At 65.2% G+C, this 15,532-nt stretch carries 13 protein-coding genes; 8 read left to right on the plus strand and 5 right to left on the minus strand.

The window, feature by feature from the left end; translation table 11 throughout:
• Positions 1 to 262: 262 nt before the first annotated feature.
• Positions 263 to 1,210, plus strand: a complete 948-nt coding sequence (locus HLH45_RS08780; protein ID WP_008571815.1) for a Nudix family hydrolase — start codon at positions 263 to 265, stop codon at positions 1,208 to 1,210.
• 111 nt (positions 1,211 to 1,321) lie between these two features.
• Here the strand turns inward: HLH45_RS08780 and HLH45_RS08785 are convergent, their stop codons facing one another.
• The 3 genes from HLH45_RS08785 to HLH45_RS08795 are packed head-to-tail and all read right to left on the minus strand — an operon-like array spanning position 1,322 to position 4,246.
• Positions 1,322 to 1,951 (minus strand): hypothetical protein, encoded by a 630-nt coding sequence (locus HLH45_RS08785; protein ID WP_046932407.1) that lies wholly within the window; start codon positions 1,949 to 1,951, stop codon positions 1,322 to 1,324.
• A 45-nt stretch (positions 1,952 to 1,996) separates the two neighbouring features.
• Positions 1,997 to 2,824 (minus strand): methylenetetrahydrofolate reductase [NAD(P)H], encoded by an 828-nt coding sequence (gene metF, locus HLH45_RS08790; protein ID WP_008573251.1) that lies wholly within the window; start codon positions 2,822 to 2,824, stop codon positions 1,997 to 1,999.
• Positions 2,825 to 2,863: 39 nt separating this feature from the next.
• The gene (locus tag HLH45_RS08795) at positions 2,864 to 4,246 is read right to left on the minus strand and encodes a glycoside hydrolase family 2 TIM barrel-domain containing protein (RefSeq protein WP_033478719.1); all 1,383 of its coding nucleotides are present in this window, start codon (positions 4,244 to 4,246) and stop codon (positions 2,864 to 2,866) included.
• 411 nt (positions 4,247 to 4,657) lie between these two features.
• Between HLH45_RS08795 and HLH45_RS08800 the strand changes: the two genes are divergently transcribed.
• Positions 4,658 to 5,635, plus strand: a complete 978-nt coding sequence (locus tag HLH45_RS08800; RefSeq protein WP_008573514.1) for an NAD(P)H-quinone oxidoreductase — start codon at positions 4,658 to 4,660, stop codon at positions 5,633 to 5,635.
• Positions 5,636 to 5,874: 239 nt separating this feature from the next.
• A complete protein-coding gene (locus tag HLH45_RS08805; protein ID WP_033478758.1) occupies positions 5,875 to 7,632 on the plus strand; it encodes a S53 family peptidase in 1,758 nt (585 codons plus the stop codon).
• Positions 7,633 to 7,711: 79 nt separating this feature from the next.
• Here the strand turns inward: HLH45_RS08805 and HLH45_RS08810 are convergent, their stop codons facing one another.
• Complete coding sequence (locus HLH45_RS08810) at positions 7,712 to 8,116, minus strand: VOC family protein (protein ID WP_033478767.1); 405 nt, start codon at positions 8,114 to 8,116, stop codon at positions 7,712 to 7,714.
• Between the two features lie 374 nt (positions 8,117 to 8,490).
• Here HLH45_RS08810 and HLH45_RS08815 point away from each other — a divergent pair, with 374 nt between their 5' ends.
• Positions 8,491 to 9,426 carry a Gfo/Idh/MocA family protein gene (locus HLH45_RS08815; RefSeq protein ID WP_008573520.1) on the plus strand — a complete coding sequence of 312 codons (936 nt, stop codon included), beginning with the start codon at positions 8,491 to 8,493 and terminating at the stop codon, positions 9,424 to 9,426.
• A 403-nt stretch (positions 9,427 to 9,829) separates the two neighbouring features.
• Here HLH45_RS08815 and HLH45_RS08820 read toward each other — a convergent pair whose 3' ends face one another.
• On the minus strand, positions 9,830 to 11,257 hold the full coding sequence (locus tag HLH45_RS08820; protein ID WP_046932400.1) for an alpha-amylase family protein: 1,428 nt from the start codon (positions 11,255 to 11,257) through the stop codon (positions 9,830 to 9,832).
• 658 nt (positions 11,258 to 11,915) lie between these two features.
• On the opposite strand from HLH45_RS08820, the gene HLH45_RS08825 reads away from it, so the two are divergent.
• The 4 genes from HLH45_RS08825 (at position 11,916) to HLH45_RS08840 (ending at position 15,531) form a co-directional block, all read left to right on the plus strand.
• Positions 11,916 to 12,461 (plus strand): DUF2058 domain-containing protein, encoded by a 546-nt coding sequence (locus HLH45_RS08825; RefSeq protein ID WP_008573524.1) that lies wholly within the window; start codon positions 11,916 to 11,918, stop codon positions 12,459 to 12,461.
• A gap of 234 nt (positions 12,462 to 12,695) precedes the next feature.
• Complete coding sequence (locus tag HLH45_RS08830) at positions 12,696 to 13,253, plus strand: DUF3228 family protein (protein ID WP_008573525.1); 558 nt, start codon at positions 12,696 to 12,698, stop codon at positions 13,251 to 13,253.
• 150 nt (positions 13,254 to 13,403) lie between these two features.
• On the plus strand, positions 13,404 to 14,090 hold the full coding sequence (locus HLH45_RS08835; RefSeq protein ID WP_005910850.1) for a sulfotransferase family protein: 687 nt from the start codon (positions 13,404 to 13,406) through the stop codon (positions 14,088 to 14,090).
• Between the two features lie 508 nt (positions 14,091 to 14,598).
• Entirely contained in the window at positions 14,599 to 15,531 is a 933-nt protein-coding gene (locus HLH45_RS08840) for a sulfotransferase domain-containing protein (RefSeq protein WP_033478759.1), read from the plus strand.
• Position 15,532: the final 1 nt, after the last annotated feature.

Consider the following 15,532-nt stretch of genomic DNA (forward strand, 5'->3'; position numbering starts at 1 on the left):
GATAGCGGGCTCACGGCGCTGCTCCCGATCCCCTGCGCCTTCGGCGCGCCCCCTTACCAAGGGGGGCTTTGCTTTCGGAATTATCGCGATGCTTTGCGGGCTACGAGGTTAAGCGGTAAGTGCGGCGTTGATCTGTTGCTCTGAGGCGGAGATTTGGGATTGGGGATTGGCAATGCCTGTGCAACGCCTGCGTTAGCAAATCCCGAATCTCCGATCCCGGCCTCATTGCGCTGTACCGCTCACTCGCGGCACTCTTGCCGCCATGCCTGATTCTCTTCGATCCATTCACGTCGTTGCCGGCGTGATCACCGACCCCCGCGGGCGCATCCTGCTGACCCGCCGCACCGAAACGCGCGACATGCCTGGCCTGTGGGAATTTCCGGGCGGCAAGCGCGAGCCTGGCGAGACCTCCGAACAAGCGTTGGTGCGCGAGCTCAACGAAGAGCTCGGCATCGAGGCGCAGGTGGGCGATTGGGTGATGGAAGTGCCGCAGCTCTATCCGGACAAGCGGCTGCGCCTGGAAGTGCGTCATATCACGAGCTGGAAAGGCAGCCCGCGCGGCCGCGAAGGCCAGGCCATGACCTGGGTGGCGGCAGACAAGCTGGCCCGCTATTCGATGCCGCCGGCCGACGTGCCGGTGGTGGGCGCGCTACGGCAGCCCGACCGTTACCTGATCACGCCCGAGCCGGAGGACGAGGCGCGCTGGCTGGAGGGCCTGGAGCTCGCATTGCACAACGGGATCACCCGGATCCAGCTGCGTGCGCGGCAGCTTGCGCCGGCGCGTTGGCAGGCGTTGTTGCAGCAGGTGATGCGCCTGCGTGGTCGCGCGCGCGCGCAACTGTTGCTCAATCGCGATATCGCGCTGGCTGCGGATCTGGGTATCGGCGTGCATCTGGGATCGGAGCAGCTGGCCGGTCTGCAGGAACGCCCGCTGCCTGCAGACCGACTCGTGGCTGCGTCGTGCCATGGCTTGGACGACCTGCGCCACGCCCAACGGATCGGCTGCGACTTCGCGGTGCTGGGGCCGGTGCAGGCGACCGCGTCGCATCCGGGCGCCACACCGATCGGCTGGGACGGTTTCGAGACCTTGCGCGAACAGGTCTGGCTGCCGATCTACGCGCTCGGCGGCATGCAGGGTGAAGATGTGCGTCAGGCGCGCTCGCATGGTGCGCAGGGTATCGCGGCGATCCGCGCGCTCTGGCCGCAATGAGCGCACCGCAGCGTCTGACGGCCGAACCGCCAGCGCAATGCCTTCGATCCCTGTTGCGGCGTGCAGCGGTCCTGCGGTGATCCCGCGCCGCCGGATGCCACGCATACGCTGCTAGAACGTCACCCAGAAGCAGTTGTATTGCCTGCGTAGCCGCAGCACGCTGCGCGCCGGCGTGCCGCTGGCGAGGTTCTGTTCCAGCCGCAGTCCCCAGGGGCGCGGGCGGCTGGGCGGGGTAGGCAGTGGCGCGTCGATGGCGCTGCCATCCAGCGACGATGTGGGCGCGGTGGTGTCGGCGTCCCAGGTGGGGGTGTCGCTTTGCGGATACATCGGCACGATATCCAGCAACGGGCGCTGCACGATGGCTTCCAGCCGGCTCAGCACCTGATTGGCGGCGGCATCGGATTGACCGCTCCACAGGTACAGGCTGGACAGGCGGTTGACGTCGCGGCTGTCCACCGCCAATTGCAGCAACGACACCAGTTCGCTCAGCCGCCGCGGGCAGCCGTAGCGATACAGGCCGGTATTGCCCTGCGGGCGGATGGCAGGCGGTGCGCGGCTGGCCGCGCCGACGTCTTCGCAGCGCCGGTCGGTGAACAGGGTTTGCCCGTCCGGCGCGACGCAGCGATGGATTTCCTGCGCCTGCACGCGCGCGGCGGGACAGGCGCAGAGCAAGAACAGCAGGGGCAGAAGGCGATGCATCGGCGCAGCGTAGCCGGGTAAGCGTGAGCTGGCGACATGCATGCGCGCGGGTGTGCGAGGGCGACGACTGGAATGCGAAGCAGGTGCTCAGCGTCCGAGCAGCTGCAACACCTGCGTGGTCGGCTTGGCCAGATTGAGGGTGTAGAAATGCAATGCCGGCGCGCCACCTGCGATCAGGCGCTGGCACAAGGCCGCCACGACCTCTGCGCCGAAGGCGCGCACTGCGTCGGCGTCGTCGCCGTAGGACTGCATCTTCTTGCCGATCCAGCGTGGAATCTCTGCGCCGCATTGCTCGGAAAACCGCCGCAGCTGCGAGAAATTGGAGATCGGCATGATGCCGGGAATGATCGGTATCTCCACGCCCATCCGCTGCACTGCGTCGCGGAAATGAAAGTAGGCATCGGCGTTGTAGAAATACTGGGTAATGGCCGCATCGGCGCCGGCATCGACCTTGGCCTTGAAATAGCGCAGGTCGCTGAGCGCGTCGGCCGCCTGCGGATGGGTTTCCGGATACGCGCCGACTTCGATCCGGAACGCGGCGCCGTGTTCGGCGCGGATGAAGGCGATCAGGTCCGAGGCGTAACGCAGGTCCCCGGGATGGCCCATGCCCGACGGCAGGTCGCCACGCAGCGCGACGATGCGGGTGCAGCCGATGGCGCGATACAGCTTGAGCAGCTCGCGGATTTCCTGCCGGCTGCCGCCGACGCATGACAGGTGCGGCGCCGCTTCGAAGCCATGCTTCTGCTTGAGGTGGCGTACCGTTTCGGAGGTGTAGCTGAGCGTGGAGCCGCCGGCGCCGAAGGTGCACGACACGTACTCCGGCGCGTAGCCTTTCAACCTGGCTGCAGTGCGGTCCAGTTGCGCGCGCTGATCATCGGTCTTGGGCGGGTAGAACTCGAAACTGAGATGCGTCATCGCGGCGGTTCCGGCGGATCGTCTGGCGATAATATCGCTTCATCGCGATGAATGCATATCAGGTTGCGACGGTTCCGATGCGCCCTGTCGCAGGGCCGGTGAGGGCGGCAGCACGCGGAATGGCAGGTTGGCATAGCCGGCGCGGCCGGCGTCATCGCGCACTTCCACAAACAAGCGGTAATTGCCCGGCGTTGGTGCGATCAGGCGCACCTCCTCGCCCGTAGCGCGTGCGCCGTTGCGACCACCGGGAACGCGGTTCGGCGCAATGGCGGCATCGACCAGCGGTGGCAACGTCTCGGGGTCGCCCCCGATGCTGCGCGCGGTGCTTTCGCTGCGCACGTGCCAGTCGTAGCGCAGTACGGATGCGCCGCTGGCACGAATGCGTGCGGTCACGGCCTGGCCCGGGCGAAGGCTCACGCTGTCGGTGGCGCGTTGGCCAGCCAGCGTGAGCGCCGCTACCGTTGGCGCCCGGGTGGCTGGCCATTGGCCGGTCCACAGCAATTGCAATGTGTCCACGCTGGGCGTGGCCTCGCCCGAAGGCAGGAACAAGCCATACCAGGTGGGCGTGCGCTCCTGCTTGTCGCCCCACAGGAACACGAACGAGCCCAGCCCCTGTCGGGTATCGCTGGCGATGTCGCTGCGGTAGCGCTGTTCCAGCAATAGCGCCTTGCGCGTGCTGTCGTCTTCGATCGGTGCGCCCCAGCGAGTGGTCGGCGATTCCCAATGCCCGGTGGGGCCCCACTCGGTGACCACGTAAGGACCGCGCCACCCGCTCTCGTGCAGCTTCTGCGGCAGCGCTGCGATATCGCCGTAAAGCTGCACGGCGATCAGGTCCAATGCCGGCGCGCGCGTCTTGAGTTGGTCGATCAGCTGCTTGTCGAAACCGGCCAGCGTGGTGGTGACCGGATGATCCGGGTCGATGGCATGGATCGCCTCGGCGATCTCGCCGACCGCGTTCCAGACCTTGGGATTGGTGTAATCCAGATTGAGTTCGTTACCGACCACCCACATCAGCACCGCCGGATGCGCCGCCGATTGCCGTACCTGCGCGAGGACGCGCTGCAGTTGCTGTTTTACGGCCGCTGCATCGTCGTAATCGAAGCCATGTCGCTGGTTGCCGAGCTCGATGCCGACCGCCACTTTCAGGCCGTTGCGTTGTGCGCGATCGAGCAGGGCGCGCTGGCGTTGCGGGTCTGGATCCACGCGCCAGGTGCGCAATGCATTGCCGCCGCGTGCGGCCAGCGTTTCCGTGCTGCCATTGCCCAGGCCGGCACCCTTGATCACGAAGGGAGCGCCATCCACCAATAAGCGGTAGCCGTCTGCTTCCTGCGCAATGCGCACCTGCGCCGCGCTGACCTGCGTGCTCGCGGACAGTGCAAACACGCAGACGGCGATGACACGCGCATTGCATGACAGTTGCATGGCGACTCCTGGTGGTCAGCAAGGCACCAGCATAGGCCGGGATACCGTGATGCGGGCGGCCGCGCAGCATCTGCCTGGTTGGGGTTGCTTGCGGTCAATCGCATCCGGTTCTGGGGCTGGGTTGTTGCAATCGCGCGCCGCTTGCCTGTTTGAAGTTGCGGCGCATTCGGTGAGCGCAAGCGTTTCGTTGCATTGGGCTGCAATGCGACATGCAGGAAGAGGTTGGCGAAGACCGCTTGTCCATGCGCATGGTGTCCTTCGAACATTACGCAGCACCGCGGCGTTGTCGAAGACCCACCATCGCTGGCTTGCCGCTGCCGTGGCAATACCTGCTGGAAACCGTGGGTGCATCTGCGCCGGGCGTTGACGCCTGCACGCCTACACTGGGCGCACTTTCCATGGAGCGCTTTCATGAGCGATACCACGATGACCGCCATCGCCATCCGCGATGGCAAGGGCGACGCCGACGCGCTGTACGCCACCGAACAACCGCGCCCGCGTCCGGCACCGGGGCAGGTGCTGATCCGCGTGCATGCCGCCGGCATCAATCGCCCGGATCTGCTGCAACGCGCCGGGCACTACCCGCCGCCACCTGGCGCGCCGGAAACGCTGGGGCTGGAAATCGCCGGCGAAATCGTCGAGCCGGCTGGTCGCTGGAAGGTGGGCGAGCGCGTGTGCGCGCTGCTGGGTGGCGGTGGCTACGCGCAATACGCCGCCGTCGATGCGCGTCACGTACTGCCCATTCCCGCCGGCATGGATCTGGTGCACGCCGCCGCGTTACCGGAAACCATCTTCACTGCCTATGCCAATCTGTTCGAACACGGCTGGCTCGCGGCAGGCCAATGGCTGCTGCTGCATGGTGCGACCTCGGGCATTGGCGTCACGGCGATCCAGATGGCCAAGGCGGCGGGCGCGCACGTGCTGGCCACCGCGCGCTCGGCCAGCAAGGCGGCACAGGCGCGCGAGTTGGGCGCCGATGTGGCGATCGATTCGACCACTGCGTCGTTTGTCGAGGTGGCCAAGGCGCACGGCGGCGTGGATGTTGCGCTCGACATGGTGGGCGCTGCGGTCTTCGCCGACACCCTGGAAGCGCTCAACCCGCGCGGACGCATCGTCTACATCGCCTCGCAGGCCGGCGCCACCATCGAGGTGCCGATTCCGGTGCTGATGCGCAAGCAGGCGGTCATCACCGGCTCGACGCTACGCCCGCGCAATGCAGACGAAAAAGCCCGGCTGGCGGCGGAAGTGGAGCGCGTGGTGTGGCCATGGATCGAGCAGGGCAAGCTGCGCGTACTGCTCGACAAGTGCTTCCCGCTGAGCGAAGCGGCTGCGGCGCATCGTTACCTGGAGCAGGGCAGTCACCTGGGCAAGGTGGTGCTGGAGATGTAGCACGTAGCCACTGGCCTCAACCAGCTCGGCGCCAGCGGCTGCAGGCGCCGTGCGCCCGGCGATCGACAAGCGCCGGCCGCGCCACCGCGCAATCGCACAGCTACCTCGGCACGAGGTTCGCGTGGCAGTTCGCGGCCGCATCGTTTTACGCACACAGAGTTCGCACTGTTGCGCCTGAAACCACTGCCGCCTCGTGAGAATCCGCAGCCTGTTAACTCACGATCAATGGCGGCACACGAATGATGACGCGCTCTTTCTCTCAGGCCGTCCTGGCTTGCGCCGTCGCGCTGGGTATGACCGGTGTCGCGCAGGCAGCCGAACAGGCACCTGCGCAACTCGCCGTCGGTGGCGCGCTGGCGCCGCAACGCATCCTGCAGGTGGGATTGGTGCTCAAGCCGCAGGTGACCATGCGTCAGCAACAAGCGGCGGTGGAGCAGTGGTTGACCCGCGATGGCGGCGATCCGGTGTTGCGCGGCCAACTGGCACGCGCATCGGCTGCTTCCACCCGCGATATCGCACAGGTCAAGGCCTATCTGAGCCGGTATGGCATCACCGATGTACGCCCGGCCATCGATGGCCGCCTGCTGCAGGTTCGCGCGACAGCGGCGGCATTGCAGGCTGCCCTTGGCACCCCGCTGCGTGCAGTGAGTGCCGATGGCCGCCTCGGCGTTGCCGCTGCGCAGGGCACGGTCGCAGTGCCGGCCGGCTTGCAGGCGGTGGTGCAAGGTGTGGTTGGCCTGGACGGCACGGCCGGCGCCAGGGTCACCCCGCACTGGGCGCCGCTGGGCGCCGCGCGCACATCGTTGTTGAACAGCAGCGCCGTGACGGCCGCCAACAGCGGCGGCGCAGAAGTCGTGCGCCACAGCATCGAAGAGCTCAATAGCGCGTACGGCGCCGATACGCTGGCACCGGCCAGCGATATCGTCGGTGCGGTCATTGCCGCCGGCAATCTGGAAAATACCCTCGCGCGGCTGCAGAGCTTCCAGGACCTGCACGGCCTGCACACCCCGGTCACGGTGGTGACGGTGGGCGACCCTAGCGCGCCGGGTTACCAGTCCGATGCCGCCAGCAAGGATTCGGAAGTCGAGTGGGACATGGATACCCAGTTGCTGGTCGGCAGCGCCGGCGGGTTGAAGCGCCTGATCATCTACAACATCCCGGACTTTTCCTGGAAGAGCATGATCGATGGCATGGCGCGCGCGGCCGACGACAATCTGGCCCGCGTGGTCAGCATGTCGATCTATGGGCAGGAAATCCAGGTCAACGACGCGGTCTTCCAGGCCATGGACGCAAGCCTGACCAAGGCGGTGCGTCAGGGGCAGAACTTCCTGATCTGCAGCGGCGACGACGGCGTCTACCTGCCGCTGAGCGCACGCGCCAACGCGCCTTATTACGACACGCTGGCGGGGCGCCCGGACCTGCGCCAGGTCGGTTGGCCGGCCTCGCACCGCTACGCGATTGCGGTGGGCGCCACCGAGTTGCTGACCCAGGGCGGCAACCCCGGCAGCTACGCCTCCGAGCGCGTCTGGAATGCCGGTGTCGGCCGCCACCTCAGCCAGGGCGGCCTCAGCAAGATTGCCTATGCGCCGCAGTGGCAGCGCACCCTGCTGCCGGGGCAGACGGCCTCCGGCTACCGCGCTGTGCCCGACGTCAGCTTCAATGGCTCGTTCTACAGCAGTGCGCAGATCCGCGGCACCGATGCGCAAGGGAACGAGGCTGCCTGGTATGTGTGGGGGACCAGTGCCGCCACCCCGACCTTCGCCGGCTATATCGCCCGGCTGTTGCAGTCGCATCCCACTCTGGGCTTCGTCGCGCCGCAGATCTATCAGTACGCGAGCCAGCGTCACGATGCGCAGCGCGCCCATGACGTGGTGGTCGGCAGCAATGGCCTGTATCGCGATGGATACAACGCGAGCTACGGTTGGGACTTCGCGTCGGGTTGGGGCAGCATGAACATCGGCGACTTCGACCGTTTCCTGACGCAGGCAGTGCCATGACCTTCACTGCGCATGGCGAGCTCGCTGTCGCTGCGCCTTAACCCACCGATATTCCAACGTTGCGTAGCGGCGGTGCTGGTTACCGTGGCGGCGTACAGTCGACCACCGCTTCGATGTGGTGGCCGTCCCGGTCATCGACGAACGCGGCGTCATAGTCATCGCCATAATCCGGTCGCAAGCCGGGTGCGCCATGGCAGTGACCGCCGTGCCGTAGCGCGGCTCGGTGAAACGCGTCCACGGCGGACGCGTCGGTGGCGGCAAATGCCAGATGGAATCCGACCCCCGGGGCACATTGCGTTGCCTGGCGTTGTTTCAACGCCAGGCAATCGTCGCCACCGGGCCTGCCATCGCCGACCGCCTGGTCGAGCGTGCCTGGCTCCAGATCGGACCACACCCGCACATAGCCAGGCGCACCCAGCGTTGCGTCGAAAAATTCGGCGGATATCTCGATCGTACGAACGCCCAGCGAAACGTGATGCAACATCGGTGCAGCCTTCGATGGCGACGGCACATCGGCGTGCCGACAGCGATACTTGTCTGCACGCGCGCCGGCGTCAATCGCATGCTGCAAAAGAGGCTAGTGGCGTGTGGTCGAGCACCGCCAATTCCAACCGCCGCGCCGACACCATCTGCAGCCGTCGCGCATTGTCTTCGTGGCGCAACTGAGCAGGCCCGGTAGGCAGCGGCTGGCATACAGGTATAGCAAAACAAGCAGGAGCGATGTCTCGCAGTGGGCTGCACGCTGACCGTACACTGCGCCGTCGCGTGCGCTCTCCGCATCGCGCCGCTGCAGCATTGGCCAGGCAGTGTGCGTGCAGGCGTTCGCATCGGGCCACCCCTACCAGCACGAAGGTTTCGATGAAGCATCCAGACGCATTGCGTATCGCCCTTGTCGGGATCGGCAAGATCGCCCGCGACCAGCACGTGCCGACCATCGCCGCGCGCGACGATGTGCAGCTGGTGGCCACCGTGAGCCGGCATGGCACGGTCGACGGTGTGCCCGCCTATCACACCCTGGAAGACGCATTTGCCGCCCAGCCGCAGATCGAAGCGGTGGCCTTGTGCACGCCACCGGTCGGACGGCACGCATTGGCGCAGGCCGCGTTGATGGCCGGCCGCCATGTGTTTCTGGAGAAGCCGCCGGCTGCCACGCTCGCCGAAATTCATGACCTGCAGGACGTGGCGCGGCGTGCGCAACGTAGCCTGTTCACCAGCTGGCATTCGCGTTGCGCAGCCGGTGTCGAGCCTGCCCGTGCATGGTTGGCCGACAAGCAACTCGTGCGCGCGCACATCACCTGGAAGGAAGACATTCGCCACTGGCATCCGGGCCAGGACTGGATTCTGGAACCCGGCGGCATGGGGGTGTTCGACCCCGGCATCAATGCGCTCTCCATCGCGACCCATCTGCTGCCGCGCAGCTTGGCGCTGCGCGACGCCGAGCTGCATACCCCGGAAAACCGCCAGGCGCCGCTGTATGCCAGGCTCGCATTCGTCGACACCGCAGGACTCCCGGTAACGGCCGAATTCGATTTCCTGCAGACCGGCCACCAGCGCTGGGACATCGAAGTGGAAACCACCGCGGGCCTGCTCATGCTCAGCGAAGGCGGGGCCAAGTTGAGCATCGATGGGCAACTTAAGGCGCTGCCAGCGTCCAGCGAATACGACGGCTTGTACGGGCGCTTCGTGCAGCTGGTACGCGCGGGCCAATCGGAAGTGGATATTGCACCGTTCGTACACGTGGCAGATGCGTTCATGCTCGGCGCACGCCAGGTCACCGCAGCGTTCGCCTGGTAAGTCGTTCTGCCGCTCGCCAACGGTGAACACCGCTGGTCAATGCCAGCGGTCCTGCGGCCGACTGCGATCGATGGAAGCGGGGTTCGGGGCACACAATCGTGCGCCGCTGCCAGCGTCGTCCGCCCACCGCGGTGCGCGGTGCGCAGGAAACGGGCCGACTGCAAGGCGTGTTGGCGGTTCATCGATGCGAGTGGGCGTGTACTGCACCCCGCGGCATCCTGGTGCAGTCGATCGGCGCCAGCACGTAAAGACAACGAAGCTCCCATACGCCGGCTGCGTCGGGGGGCTTCGCCTTGATCGCCCTGCGGCGTTGGCGTGCAACGTCGCACGCCAACGTCGCAGTCACCATTTCAAACGATGGGAGCACTGCAAGGTAGTGCCACCGCCATGCTGTGGTGGCTGCTCAGCGGCGCCACATGCGCGCCCCGCGCGCCGGCAGGGTAAAGGTGTACGAGCTGCTGGAAATGCGCACCACGTTGCCCGAGCCCAACGCGTCCACGTAGTCGGCATTCCAGTACAACACGCTGTTGTTCATTCCCACCGTGGTGGTGACCGGGTTGCCGCACTTGTTGATGCCCACGATGCCCAGGCTGCCGCGACGGAACAGGATGTGGCAGGAGCTGGACGACAAGACCTGCATGTCGGTGCCCTGCACGCCGTTATGGAAGCCGATCATGCGGCGCAGGTCGTCGCGGAGATAGGCGTTGACCCAGCGGTTGTCGCCGCTTTCGTTGTTGTCGGTATAGATCATCGGCATGCCGCCGTTGCGACCGATCAGGTATGCGTAGGCCAGCGTCTCATCCACCGGGTCGAGAATTGCGTAGCGGAAGCCGGCGTTGTTGGGAATGTCGTGGGTCACTGCAAAGGTCACGGCGCGATTGCCCGGCAATGCCTGTCCGGACGCGGCGGGGTCCACCAGCTGCTGCATGCTGGCGCCGATGGCGAACGCATTGCGCACCGCATTGAACAACGGAAAGTCGTAGGCTGCATGCGGCGTGGATTGCAGATACGGCGCCAGGAACTGGTCGTAATCGCCATTGCCAGTACCGCCGCCGGTAATCACTTCACCGAAGACATACACACCCGAGCGGATGCCGGCATCGAAGACGCGATTGAGATGGTCGAAGGTCATGTGCTTGGCCGCATCCACCCGGAAGCCGGTCACGCCAATGCTCTTGAGCGCTTGCAGATAGGCGCGCTGTTGCTGCACCACCCAGTCGTTGCCCACGAGATCCGGCAGGCCTGGATCGCTGCCGCCGCCGCAAATGCGGTAATTACGCACCTGGTAGGCGTCGTTGTAGTTGCTGATGCATTGCGCCGGGCCGAAATCGCTGGCGCTGAGGAAGTTTGACTGCAGCGTGCCGAACAGACGCAGCGAATCGTAACGGCCGGGGTTTGCAGCGTACTGCGACAGCACCGCGCTGCCCGGGTAGTTGAGATCCGAACGCGTGGCCGCTTCGTTGGCCATGTGGTTGAACACGATGTCGGCATAGGTTTCCACGCCGTTGTTGGCCAGCGCCTGGACCATCTTCTTGAATGCAGCGGTGTCGCCGAGCGGGTTGTCGATCAGGCGAATGTCCTGGGGCTGATAGCGCGCCCACCACGCGCTTCCTTCGGAGCGGTACGCGGGGGCGACCAACACCTTGCGATAGCCGGCATCGGCAATCTGCTTGGCGCGCGCTTCGACGGTGGCATACGGCCAGTTGAAGGCATGCAGGATGACATCGGCCTGCGCGTTGGCGGTGGTCAGCAGCAGGACCAACGCGGTCAGTAAGAGACGTGCACCGCGTTGTATCAGGGAAGGTGGGGCATGAGCAGGCGTGTTGCGCATCGGATCGATCTCCAGTGGTAAGCGCAGGCCGACGCGCAGTGCGCGATGCCCGCATCAAGGCTTCCGGCCCCTGTTCCGGAAAGCGCGCGCACGGCGTGCAGCGCGCGGTGATGCTAAGCGCGCATCGCGGCGCAGCATGGGGGTTGTGCATACGTATTCACTGCAGCGGGCCAGCAATCTGGGCGCGGGGTTGGGCGCCAACGGCGCGATTGGTCGCAAAAATCAGGGAACCACGCGGCCGTTGCGATCTCGCCTGCACTTGCCTTGTCACATCAAGGCTTGGCGATAGGCAATGCTCATCGTTAGCATGCGGCGCGTGCAACGCAGCCGTTGCAATCTCGCTGGACCGTCGCGGGTGACACAGATCAGCTGCTTCGCTGTTCGCCGCCGGCAGTGTGCACGTCATCGTTGCACGCTGCGCTGCCCTCGTGCGGCAAGGCCAAGGTGCCGATTTGCGGCTTGCATGCCGCATCCGCATCGCGCCGAGCAGCGATCGCCCGCCGCAGCGGCGATAAGCCCGAACCTGCGGCTGGCTGCGCCTGGCAGCGGCATGGCTGCAATCTGGATTGCAGGCGATCCCAACGGCTCGGCCCGGCCACGACGATGGGCCGGTGCTGGCCGCGTTAAACTAGTCGCCAGTCCACTGCCCGGCCTCCCGATGCGCAATCCATTGCAAGAACAGCTGCTCAAGGCCGGCCTGGTGAAAAAAGCCCAGGTGGACAAGGTTGCGCGCGAACAGGTCAAACAGCGCCATGCCAAGGGCGCGGCGGTGCAGCCGGCGGCGACGGACAAGATCGATGCGGCGCGCCTGCAGGCCGAGCGTGCCGAGCGCGATCGTGCGCTGGCCCAAGAGCGCAACGTGCAGGTGCGCCAGCAGGAAGTGCTCGCGCAGGTACGGCAGATCGTGGAGACCAACAAGGTCAAGCGCGAAGGCGAGATCGACTACCGCTTCAACGACGGCAGCGTGATCCGCAGCGTGCTGGTCAACACGACGCTGCGCAGCCAGTTGGCCAGCGGCGCGCTGGTGATCGTGCGGTACGGTGATGGTTTCGAGCTGATTCCGCGCGCGGCCGCCGACAAGGTTTACAGCCGCGATGCCAATGCGGTGGTGCTGGACCACGGACGCAACAGCGCGCCGGCTGCCGCCGACAGCGATGACGAGTACTACAGCCAGTTCAAGGTGCCGGACGATTTGATCTGGTAGCGCCGGCGAACGGCCGCGTTGGGTGATTGCCGGACGGTTCCCGCTCCGCCGCAGGCGCGACATTGCTGCATGCTGCGTACCTGCATGCTGTCGGTGCATGTTCGGTGACTGTCGGGAACCAGGCCAGGCACTCGGGTCAGTCCGATCGCCGCGCGGTCGGCTGATGCTGATCAACGTAGTCGTGCGAACGCCTGCGCGCTACCCTGGCGCTCTTTGTCGCCGCATACCCCACTCATGTCGATCGTCCTGACCCAGTTCGCCCGCACCCGCTTGTTTCCGCGCGATGGGCGTCGCAATGCCATCCAGGACTGCACGCCGGAGCAGTTCATCCAGCGGCTCAACGACGAGGCGCCGCTACGCGTGATCGAGGGCTATGCGCCGTTTTGCCAATTGCATGTGCACCGCAACTGGACCTCGACCCGCTGCCTCACCATTCCCATTACCGAAGACAACCGGCACCTGCTGCGTTCCGGCTACGAGGCACGCAGCACGCAGGAATTGGCCGTGCTGGTGCGGTGGTTCGAAGGTGTCGAGCCACCGGTGGCCGCCTATCTGCTGCCCATCCTCTACAGCCGTAAGCAGTTGGCCAAAGAAGGCACGCCCATCGAGGCAGACTGGGGTGTGGTGGGTTGTCTGTACACCGCAGAGCCGGACGAGATTCCGATGGCACCGATCACCATGTTGCGCAATGCGCTGGGCGTGGAAGAGGGCGGCTCGGGCACGCCGCTGGACCGCGAGGCGTATCGGCGTAGCGTGGCGTTCTGGGAGCGCAATGCCAATTGGCGCGGGTGAGCGCGTCGTTGCGATCCGCGTTCTTGTCCGCCACTTAAATCGCGCATGGCGCGTGTAGTTGCCACATCCATCCTGACTGCCAATGCCGGGACGTACGCCACGGCTGCGTGCTAGGTTGCCGCCCTGCGTGTAACGGATCGGAGAATCGCCATGTCGTTAGAAGTGCTTGGTGCTGGCCTAGGCCGAACCGGGACGCTGTCGCTGAAGTTCGCGCTGGAACATTTGGGATTTGGACCGTGTTATCACGCCACGGAGGTCGCCGCGAACATGCGTACGGCACTGCCGCTGTGGAATGCCGCCGAGCGCGGTGCCGCAGACTGGTCGACCATCTTCGCCGGCTACCGTTCGAGCACCGACCATCCTGGTTGCTATTACTGGCGGCAATTGATTGAGGTATATCCGCAGGCCAAGGTCGTCCTGACGGTGCGCGATCCCGACAGCTGGTTCGAGTCGGTGACCCAGACCATCCTGATGCCGGGCAGAAAGAGCACCTTCGTCGGCCCCGAAGGCGAAACATTCAGTACGTTCTTGAAGCAGCAGATGGGCGGGCGCAGTCAGGACCGCGCCTTCATGGTCGACTACTTCAATCGCTGGAATCAGGCGGTGATCGATACGGTGCCAGCCGAACGGCTGCTGGTATTTTCGGCTCGGCAAGGCTGGGCGCCACTATGCAGCTTCCTCGGCGTACCGCTGCCGCACAAGCCTTACCCACACTTGCACGCACGGCCGCGGCTGCGTTGGTTTACGCGCGGCTTGCGTCTGCCGGACGACGTTGCCGCACGCGAGCGACATGTGCGCGAATATCTGGAGTACCTGCGCGAAGATCTGTTCGGATAAACGCAAATTGCGTGGCTTATTCTGCGACACATGCCCGATAATTTGATTTTAAAAATAAAGTACCAACCATAACGTTGATTGGCCATATGACTATTGCTAGCCTGAATAAGGCGAATGTCAGAGTTCGCCATTTCTGAAACTTCCAGAAGAGGTGCGCGTGATGAAAACTGCCAAAGCCATGCTGTCACTCGTGTTTTCGAAGATTCTAAAAATGTTTGGTCCGCGCAAGGTGGCGTATATCTACACGCAGTGACTGCAATGCCAGGGCAGGCTTTGCCGGATGGCCCACATGCACGCGCATCGTCGGCGACGGCGATGCGCGCTGCCGCAGGTCACCGATGTGCTGCAAGTGCAGTGTGCGGATGTGCGGATGTGCGGATGTGCGGCAGACGTTATGCCGTCTTGCCGGGACTTGGAGCCAGGCGCGGATGCGGATCATGCGGTTGCGAAGTGTTCACGCGTGCATATCCGATGAGCCCGATGCGATGACAACCGACAGGACGCCGATGTGGGCATGCCCTCCAAGCAGCGCGAATATCCCAGTCGCTTTTTCGACTCGACAGTCTGGAACGACTTCGCCTTTCGCGACGACGATGTCGTCATCGCCAGCTATGCCAAGGCAGGGACGACCTGGGTGCAGCAGATCGTCGCGCAACTGATCTTCGGCGGCGCCGAGGAGATCGAGGTCTCGCGGCTGTCGCCCTGGTTCGACTCGGTGTATCCGGACAAGGCCACCAAGCAGCGGCTGCTCGCCGAGCAACGCCATCGCCGCTTCGTGAAAACCCATCTGCCCGCCGATGCGCTGGTGCTATCCGAACGCGCCCGCTATCTCTACGTCGGCCGCGATGCGCGCGACATCGTCTGGAGCCTGTACGACCATCAGCGAGCAGTCAGCGCGGATGCACAGGCGCGTCTGGATGCGGAGCCCTCCAGCAACGGTAAATTGAAGGTCATGCCGCCGCCCACGTGCTCGGTGGAGGACTATTTCCAGAACTGGATGCGCGCCGATGGTGCGCCGCTGTGGCCGTTCTGGGAGGGCGTGCGTTCCTGGTGGGCGCTGCGCGATTACGACAACGTGCTGCTGGTGCATTACGCCGCGTTGCTGCATGACCTGCCTGCGCAAGTGCGGCGCATTGCCGCATTCCTGGATATCCCGCTGGATGCCCAGTGCTGCGAGCGCGTGCTGGCGCACTGCAGTCTGGACTACATGCGCGCGCACGCGGCGCGCTACGTTCCACAGGGCGCCGGTTTCTGGCGCGACGGCGGCCGAGCCTTCTTCAATCAAGGTCTCAATGGGCGGTGGCGTGACCGACTGGCACCGGCAGTCGATGCGGCCTATCGCCAGCGTGTTGTCGCCGAGCTTGGCACCGAGTGCGCGCATTGGCTCGCCACCGGCGATGTTGCGTCGGCGGCGCATGCGACGACCGGGATGGTTGCTTAGG

The sequence above is a fragment of the Xanthomonas euvesicatoria genome, assembly GCF_013112235.1.
Classification (GTDB): Bacteria; Pseudomonadota; Gammaproteobacteria; order Xanthomonadales; family Xanthomonadaceae; genus Xanthomonas; species Xanthomonas euvesicatoria.

Excerpts from the sequence above, each read along its gene's own strand:
- HLH45_RS08780 (WP_008571815.1), top strand. The coding sequence starts at position 263 with ATGCCTGATTCTCTTCGATCCATTCACGTCGTTGCCGGCGTGATCACC.
- HLH45_RS08785 (WP_046932407.1), bottom strand. The coding sequence starts at position 1,951 with ATGCATGTCGCCAGCTCACGCTTACCCGGCTACGCTGCGCCGATGCAT.
- metF (WP_008573251.1), bottom strand. The coding sequence starts at position 2,824 with ATGACGCATCTCAGTTTCGAGTTCTACCCGCCCAAGACCGATGATCAG.
- HLH45_RS08795 (WP_033478719.1), bottom strand. The coding sequence starts at position 4,246 with ATGCAACTGTCATGCAATGCGCGTGTCATCGCCGTCTGCGTGTTTGCA.
- HLH45_RS08800 (WP_008573514.1), top strand. The coding sequence starts at position 4,658 with ATGAGCGATACCACGATGACCGCCATCGCCATCCGCGATGGCAAGGGC.
- HLH45_RS08805 (WP_033478758.1), top strand. The coding sequence starts at position 5,875 with ATGATGACGCGCTCTTTCTCTCAGGCCGTCCTGGCTTGCGCCGTCGCG.
- HLH45_RS08810 (WP_033478767.1), bottom strand. The coding sequence starts at position 8,116 with ATGTTGCATCACGTTTCGCTGGGCGTTCGTACGATCGAGATATCCGCC.
- HLH45_RS08815 (WP_008573520.1), top strand. The coding sequence starts at position 8,491 with ATGAAGCATCCAGACGCATTGCGTATCGCCCTTGTCGGGATCGGCAAG.
- HLH45_RS08820 (WP_046932400.1), bottom strand. The coding sequence starts at position 11,257 with ATGCGCAACACGCCTGCTCATGCCCCACCTTCCCTGATACAACGCGGT.
- HLH45_RS08825 (WP_008573524.1), top strand. The coding sequence starts at position 11,916 with ATGCGCAATCCATTGCAAGAACAGCTGCTCAAGGCCGGCCTGGTGAAA.
- HLH45_RS08830 (WP_008573525.1), top strand. The coding sequence starts at position 12,696 with ATGTCGATCGTCCTGACCCAGTTCGCCCGCACCCGCTTGTTTCCGCGC.
- HLH45_RS08835 (WP_005910850.1), top strand. The coding sequence starts at position 13,404 with ATGTCGTTAGAAGTGCTTGGTGCTGGCCTAGGCCGAACCGGGACGCTG.